A 6,163-nucleotide genomic window follows, 5' to 3' on the forward strand; every position below is an offset into this window, starting at 1 on the left:
GTTCTGGCTCNGGTTCTGGCTCCGGTTCTGGCTCTGGTTCTGGCTCTGGTTCTGGCTCTGGTTCTGTCTCTGGTTCTGGCTCTGGCTCTGGTTCTAGCTCTGGTTCTGGCTCAAATGACAATTCTTCTGCAGAAGTGTCGGTTAACTCGTCCATCACTTCATCAGAGATAATTTCTTCTTCCGGCTCTTGCGCTGCTTTTTTCTTACGCACGAAGTAAATCAAGGTACCGAGTAATGCGACAATCGATGCGACACCCGCTGCAATAGCCACCCAAAGCATTTCATTACTTTTTTCATCCTCCATACCATGCGTAAAATCAGCCATTTTAGTTGCTTCTTCACTCAAGTCTGGCGCAATGTTCTGCTCAGGTTCGACAGTCTCGCCTGGCTCATCAAGCCCTTCAACCGGCTCGACAGCTTCTTCTTCAACTGCGATGATTTTATTTGCTTCGCCCATTGGAATAGGGAAAGCCACTTCGAATACTTTAGGTTTTAAATTAACAGGTTCCCCAGCTTCATTGACGCCCTTCACTTTCACCGCCAACTTATAAACGCCATCACCCGCTTCGGGCATGATATTGATCGCCCAGCGCGCTTCATCTCCAATTCGTTCGACAGCTTTGATTAAGCTATTACCATCGGGAGATTTCACCTTCGCAAACACACTAGTCTCCTCCAGCAATATATCAGTCGATAAAGCGCTGACTACTAGCCTATGCATTGGCTGGTCACCCCCAACCACAGACAATTCAAAATCAAATGGAGGACGCAAGGTCACTGTTTGTTCAAACCGACGCTTAAATGTTTTTCCATCAACATCAACAGCGACAATGTAAGTACCTTCGTTTTTCAATTTAGAGATTTGATCTCTAAACACACTGTCAGAACCGAGTTTCATGGCTCGACTGCCTGATTGCCCTACTTCATCAGTAACACTTAAATCGACCTCTAAGATGGACAGAAAGTCGCTATCGGTGATTAATTCACCCTCATCGAAGAAGCTGGCATTAACATCCAATACATCGCCTGCAAATACGTTACTTGGCAATGTCGGGACATCCATCTGCAAATTGCTCACAATCGTGACACGGCTATCCGGACCAACGTCCGCATCAATCACCCACTCTCCCTCATCAGGCTGCGTGACTGTTATCAATTCGTAACCCGAGTCCTTGTACCAACGCACCTCTTCACTCGAACTATTAGCGTCAAACTCTTCCATACCAGGCGCAATTAAGCGAACCTGCTTAGAGCTAGAGTTGGTAAAGACCAAAGCAGTAAATTCTTCAATACTCGAATCTATAACAAAAGCATTCCCTTCAATTGGCACTTGCTCTTGTGGAACCGCTTTATCAAAGGCCTGCAAAAAGACACGATTAAGATCGTCAGAGGTTTCAGCTAAGGCCGACTGGCCGCCTGTTTTTACAGCCAGCTTATCCATGAGTGTTTTATCCGCATTACTAGATAACGCGACTGCATGAATTTTTGCGCCAGACTCGGCAATTCGATTAAGCACTTCGCCCAGAATACGCTCACGTTCTGCTGTATTTTTTGCAGGATCTTTGTCAATGTCGACCATACCATCGGTCAGAAGAATAAAGTGAGTATTGCTGCTATCTGCCTCCAGATCCGCTGATGCGGTCTCAAGCGCTTTTCCTATATTTGTATGCAGTGCAACAGAGTTGATTTCATTAGCTTTCGTTTTTGCCATGGCACGCCAATCAGCATCCACAGCCTGGTATTTCACGAGATTGTTGACCCACTGACCAAAGGTCCAAACACCTACCTGACTCCCCTCAGGAACCAATTCAGTTAGCAAGTTGACGGCAGGAACACGAAGATTTTTCGGATCATTTTTCTTCATACTGCCAGATATATCGATAATTAATCGAACATCCGGTTGCACGTTTGAGTCAGCAAACGCATACCCCGAAGAAAGAATTAAGAGACTGGAAAACGCCACTGCTACGTATTGACGCACTTTTCGCAGACGCAAAAAAACCATTAAAGCCACCCTAACTACTCCTCGCGGAGTCAAAAATAAAATTCAGGAAATAACCTTAGGTATAGCAGAAAATACTATAAGAACAACGCGTAAGCACAAGTAAAGGCTTAAGTATTCAGACTTTTATGAGCAGATTACAATTACTTTTGAGTAAGGTATTGAAAGCGAGGTCGACGCACTCCGTCTAACTCGACATCCTCAGCAAACATTGCATAAGGTCGCACCCATAATCCATGCTCCCCATATAAAGCTCGGTATACAACAAGCTCTTCTTCTGTTTCTGAGTGTCGAGCCAAACCAATGACTTCGTAGCGTTGGCCTTTGTAATGCTCATAAATTCCCGGACGAATCATTCACCGTACCTCATACCTAATAAGCGTCGCGCGACAGACTCTAACAGCACCATCAGCACCATAAAACCAACCGCCGCCCCCATGACCGAAAACGATTGTTGAACAATATCCAATTGATTTTGAGCCAGCGCATAGGCAGCAACTAAAAAGGCCGGCGCAAGCCATAAACCATTTGCGATGATATTCATGGGCGTTAAAAGGGTTACTGCGATAACAATTCGAGTAACGCGACGCGTGCGACGCCATGTCCAATTTCGTGTCATACGCCAAACAACAATCAGCAAGCCAACACTTGAGAGCAAATAAACAAGCCAGGCTACGATGTAAGAAGGTAAATCAATCAACACTATTTTTCCGTAGAGAATTCTTCAATGATGTACAGTTCAAGCTCTTCTTCCGCAACAGTATCTTCCGACACCACTCGACCAAGCGCTGACATCCCTTTTTTATGCACCGAATCAGCATCACCACTTACTAGAGGGTGCCAAGACGCCAAACCACGACCTTCTGATACCATACGATATGCACATGAACTCGGCAGCCAATCAAGCGCGTCCAAGTCTTCCTGAATCAGATCCAAACATTCTGGAACATGCTTTAACCTATCTCGATAGACAGTACACCGACAAGTTTCAAGATCCAACTTTCGACACGCGACAGAGGTATAAAACACTTCGTCTGTCTCATCATCTTGAAGCTTATATAAGCAACACTTAGCACAGCCGTCACACAAGCTTTCCCACTCGCTAGACGTCATTTGAGCGAGCGTTTTTCGCTCCCAAAAAGGCTGTGTTAAATCCGAATTAGCCATTTAAGGAGTCGCGCGGAGCCATCGCCAAATTTTCCGCAGATTCGGAGTCAACTGGCGGCATTTGCAAATAAAATTCTTTTTCCGCAATCGCCTCTAATACCGTTGACGCGTCAGCTCTCGCCAGTTCTTTTTCAGGCGTCAAAATCAAATCCAAAACTTTAGTTGGCGTACCAAAAGCTTGCATCAAAGCTTCTGGCAACTTACTCACATCCTGTGAACGATCAACATATAAATACATTTCAGCACGCTTGCTGCTTTTATAAACAGAGCAAAAACGTTTTGTCGCATTTGTATAAGAAGTCATTCAATTACTCGTCATCAATCGTAGATAAATAGAAAACTAAACAGAACTTATAGCACTGTTGCAGCCAATTCGGTAAGTGGCTGACCTATTAAGTCAGAACGCCAGCCATTAATAAGATCAGGGAGATCTGGATTTTGATCACGCCAATAGTGAATCACCCATGCCTCCATCTGTTTTCTGCCCGCAATCAAGGCTGGGTCTATATTTGCCGTCGCGGCTTGCTTTGCTACAAGCGATTTAATCTTCTTATAAAACTCTAGTTCTTTTCCTTTAATGGGTTTCGCTATTGGCGTAAACCCTTCAGGAACAACTTCTTGCTCGTTAGAAATCAAAGCAATTGCATCGAGACCAAAACGCTTCACCGACTTTGGCTTCACTTTGGGCAAGGAAAACAGAGAATTTTGCGCAGTCGGACGGGTACGCGCCATCTCAATCAGACTAGCGTCTCCGAACACCCAACTTTTAGGAAGATTCTTACCAACAGCCATTTCATCACGCCAGCACACTAGCTTTTGCAAAAGAGCTTGCTTTGTTAAAGGTAAATCCCACGCCCCTCTCAGCTTTAAATATGCGTTTTGTGGATCCGCCACTGCCGATTCAATCGACTCGACCTGACGCGCGCAATCTTCCTCTACAGCAGACTGCCAAGGGCTTTTAATAAGCCTCTCTAACAGATTCTTGTAGATAGTTTCCAAGTAATACACGTCGGCAGCTGCATACTGAAGCTGTTTTGAACTTAAGGGTCTTTTCAACCAATCAGAACGTGTCTCGCCTTTATCAAGTGCGATATCAAGCTCGGCTTCCACCAGACGTTGATACCCTACCGAGGAGCCATTGCCTAAAAATGCATTCGCTATTTGCGTGTCAAACACATTAGAGATATGACAATCACAGGCATAAGAGAGCAGATCAATATCCTCGCTCATAGAGTGCAGAACGATGACCACTTCATCACTTTCAAGCACTGCAGCGAGAGGTTTCAAACTCGTCAAACTTAGAGGATCAATAAGATAGGTTAACCCCGATGCCGCAATTTGAATGAGGCCAGGTTTCGCGTAAAAAGTAGTGCTACGCTCAAATTCAGTATCAAGAATGATATAAGGCTCTTGCAACCAAGACTCAACACACTCATTGAGCTTTGTATCGCTATCCACCCATGTAAAATCTATTTCTTCAAGGGCGCGCAACTGCGTTTCATCAACCATCGCTAAGCGGCTTCCTTCCAGAAAATGCGTGGCCAAGCGTACCGCCATCCACAAAACCTAATTCGCCACCAAGCGGAATCCCATGCGCTAGACGTGTCGCTAGAATACCTCTGTTTTTCAGAATTTCAGAAATATAGTGCGCTGTCGCCTCTCCCTCTACGGTTGGGTTCGTCGCAAGAATCACTTCAGAGACCTGAATTTGGTCAAGATAAGAAACGAATTGTCCGATACCAATTTCTTCTGGACCTCGCCCATCAATTGGCGACAAACTGCCTCCTAAAACAAAATACTTTCCGGCATATTGCTGTGATTGTTCTATCGCAAGTAAATCACTTGGCGACTCAACAACACAAAGCAGGCTGTCATCTCGACGCGTATCACGACAAATTTCACAGACATCTTGCTCTGTAAAGTTCCGACACTTTTCACAGCGCTGCACTTTGTGCATCGCCTCTGACAAGGCTTTCGATAAGCGCACTCCGCCATCACGTTTGCGTTCTAATAAGTCGAGCGCCATGCGCTGTGCAGACTTCTGACCGACGCCAGGCAAAACGCGCAGTGCGTCGATCAATTCATCAATGGTTACACCAAACTTCATCGTATATTTTCCGCCTAGAAAGGCATCTTAAATCCTGGTGGCATTCCCATTCCTGAAGCTAAACCAGACATTGCTTGCTGATTCTTCTCTTCAATTTTACGCACAGCATCATTAACCGCAGCAGCCAACAAGTCTTCTAAAAACTCTTTGTCTTCGGTCATCACACCCGGGTCTAGTTCCACATTCTTAACATCATGGCGACCATTCATTGTAACTTTGACCATACCAGCGCCTGACTCGCCAACCACTTCTGCGTTAGCCATGTCTTCTTGCTGCTTCTGAAGCTGCTCCTGCATTTTTTGAGCTTGCTTCATTATGTCATTCATATTTTTTCCACCGAACATACTCTTCTCCTATTCAATGGTGCCGAGCGCTACGACGCTATCTTCGATAAGACGGCCATCAAACTCAGCGATTAACTGTTTTACGTTTTCATCGGCGTGCAATTTTTGCTTCGCCTCTATAAGTTGCTCTTCACGCATTCGTTCACGCCACATTGCTGGCGTTTCTTGTCCTGCATCGACACCATCCTTGAACTCAATCGCACCATTCCAAGCAAGCGCATCCTTCAATGCTTGCACGATTTTCTTCTTATGCGTGTCGTTTAAAATTCTAAAATGCCCAGTTTCGACAGCTAATTCCATAACCTCACCATGAATACGCTTCACCATATTCATAAGTAGGTTTTGAGTCATGCCTGTCAAACCAAGTCTAATGGCCTGACGCGGCCAGCTCATGCTATCTAAGTCTTGAGAGTCATCGAACTTAGGTGTTTTTTTTTGACTCTCGTTCGCTTGCGTATCAACAGTTGAGTTGATCTCAGATGGCATAGGCGCAGCTTCAATCATTGCTTCGACAGGCTCTTCAACCAAGCTTTGCTGATTGTC

Annotated in this window: 9 protein-coding genes; all 9 read right to left on the reverse strand. The window is 45.2% G+C overall.

What is annotated here, in order from left to right; all coding sequences use genetic code 11:
- Positions 1–2,005: vWA domain-containing protein (locus A3738_RS26230; RefSeq protein WP_156504515.1), on the reverse strand; the 2,005-nt coding region annotated here is incomplete at its 3' end.
- A 140-nt stretch (positions 2,006–2,145) separates the two neighbouring features.
- Positions 2,146–2,358 carry a DUF1653 domain-containing protein gene (locus A3738_RS26235; RefSeq protein ID WP_068473223.1) on the reverse strand — a complete coding sequence of 71 codons (213 nt, stop codon included), beginning with the start codon at positions 2,356–2,358 and terminating at the stop codon, positions 2,146–2,148.
- Entirely contained in the window at positions 2,355–2,705 is a 351-nt protein-coding gene (locus A3738_RS26240) for a hypothetical protein (RefSeq protein WP_068473226.1), read from the reverse strand. The genes A3738_RS26235 and A3738_RS26240 overlap by 4 nt, the downstream gene beginning before the upstream one ends.
- Entirely contained in the window at positions 2,705–3,169 is a 465-nt protein-coding gene (locus tag A3738_RS26245; protein WP_068473229.1) for a YcgN family cysteine cluster protein, read from the reverse strand. Before A3738_RS26245 ends, A3738_RS26240 begins: the two co-directional genes overlap by 1 nt.
- Positions 3,162–3,473, reverse strand: a complete 312-nt coding sequence (locus tag A3738_RS26250) for a YcgL domain-containing protein (protein ID WP_068473233.1) — start codon at positions 3,471–3,473, stop codon at positions 3,162–3,164. Before A3738_RS26250 ends, A3738_RS26245 begins: the two co-directional genes overlap by 8 nt.
- Positions 3,474–3,520: 47 nt before the next feature.
- Positions 3,521–4,726 (reverse strand): ribonuclease D, encoded by a 1,206-nt coding sequence (rnd, locus tag A3738_RS26255; RefSeq protein ID WP_082878526.1) that lies wholly within the window; start codon positions 4,724–4,726, stop codon positions 3,521–3,523.
- Positions 4,671–5,276, reverse strand: a complete 606-nt coding sequence (gene recR, locus A3738_RS26260) for a recombination mediator RecR (protein ID WP_068473239.1) — start codon at positions 5,274–5,276, stop codon at positions 4,671–4,673. The genes rnd and recR overlap by 56 nt, the downstream gene beginning before the upstream one ends.
- A gap of 14 nt (positions 5,277–5,290) precedes the next feature.
- A complete protein-coding gene (locus A3738_RS26265) occupies positions 5,291–5,620 on the reverse strand; it encodes a YbaB/EbfC family nucleoid-associated protein (RefSeq protein ID WP_068473244.1) in 330 nt (109 codons plus the stop codon).
- Between the two features lie 9 nt (positions 5,621–5,629).
- Positions 5,630–6,163, reverse strand: a 534-nt coding sequence (locus A3738_RS26270; RefSeq protein ID WP_156504516.1) for a DNA polymerase III subunit gamma/tau C-terminal domain-containing protein, incomplete at its 5' end; no start/stop codon positions are given.

The organism is Oleiphilus sp. HI0066 (assembly GCF_001635725.1).

What these genes read in the sequence shown, in the direction of transcription:
- A3738_RS26250 (WP_068473233.1), bottom strand. Translation starts at nt 3,473, where the DNA reads ATGACTTCTTATACAAATGCGACAAAACGTTTTTGCTCTGTTTATAAA.
- rnd (WP_082878526.1), bottom strand. Translation starts at nt 4,726, where the DNA reads ATGGCGGTACGCTTGGCCACGCATTTTCTGGAAGGAAGCCGCTTAGCG.
- recR (WP_068473239.1), bottom strand. Translation starts at nt 5,276, where the DNA reads ATGAAGTTTGGTGTAACCATTGATGAATTGATCGACGCACTGCGCGTT.
- A3738_RS26265 (WP_068473244.1), bottom strand. Translation starts at nt 5,620, where the DNA reads ATGTTCGGTGGAAAAAATATGAATGACATAATGAAGCAAGCTCAAAAA.
- A3738_RS26245 (WP_068473229.1), bottom strand. Translation starts at nt 3,169, where the DNA reads ATGGCTAATTCGGATTTAACACAGCCTTTTTGGGAGCGAAAAACGCTC.
- A3738_RS26235 (WP_068473223.1), bottom strand. Translation starts at nt 2,358, where the DNA reads ATGATTCGTCCGGGAATTTATGAGCATTACAAAGGCCAACGCTACGAA.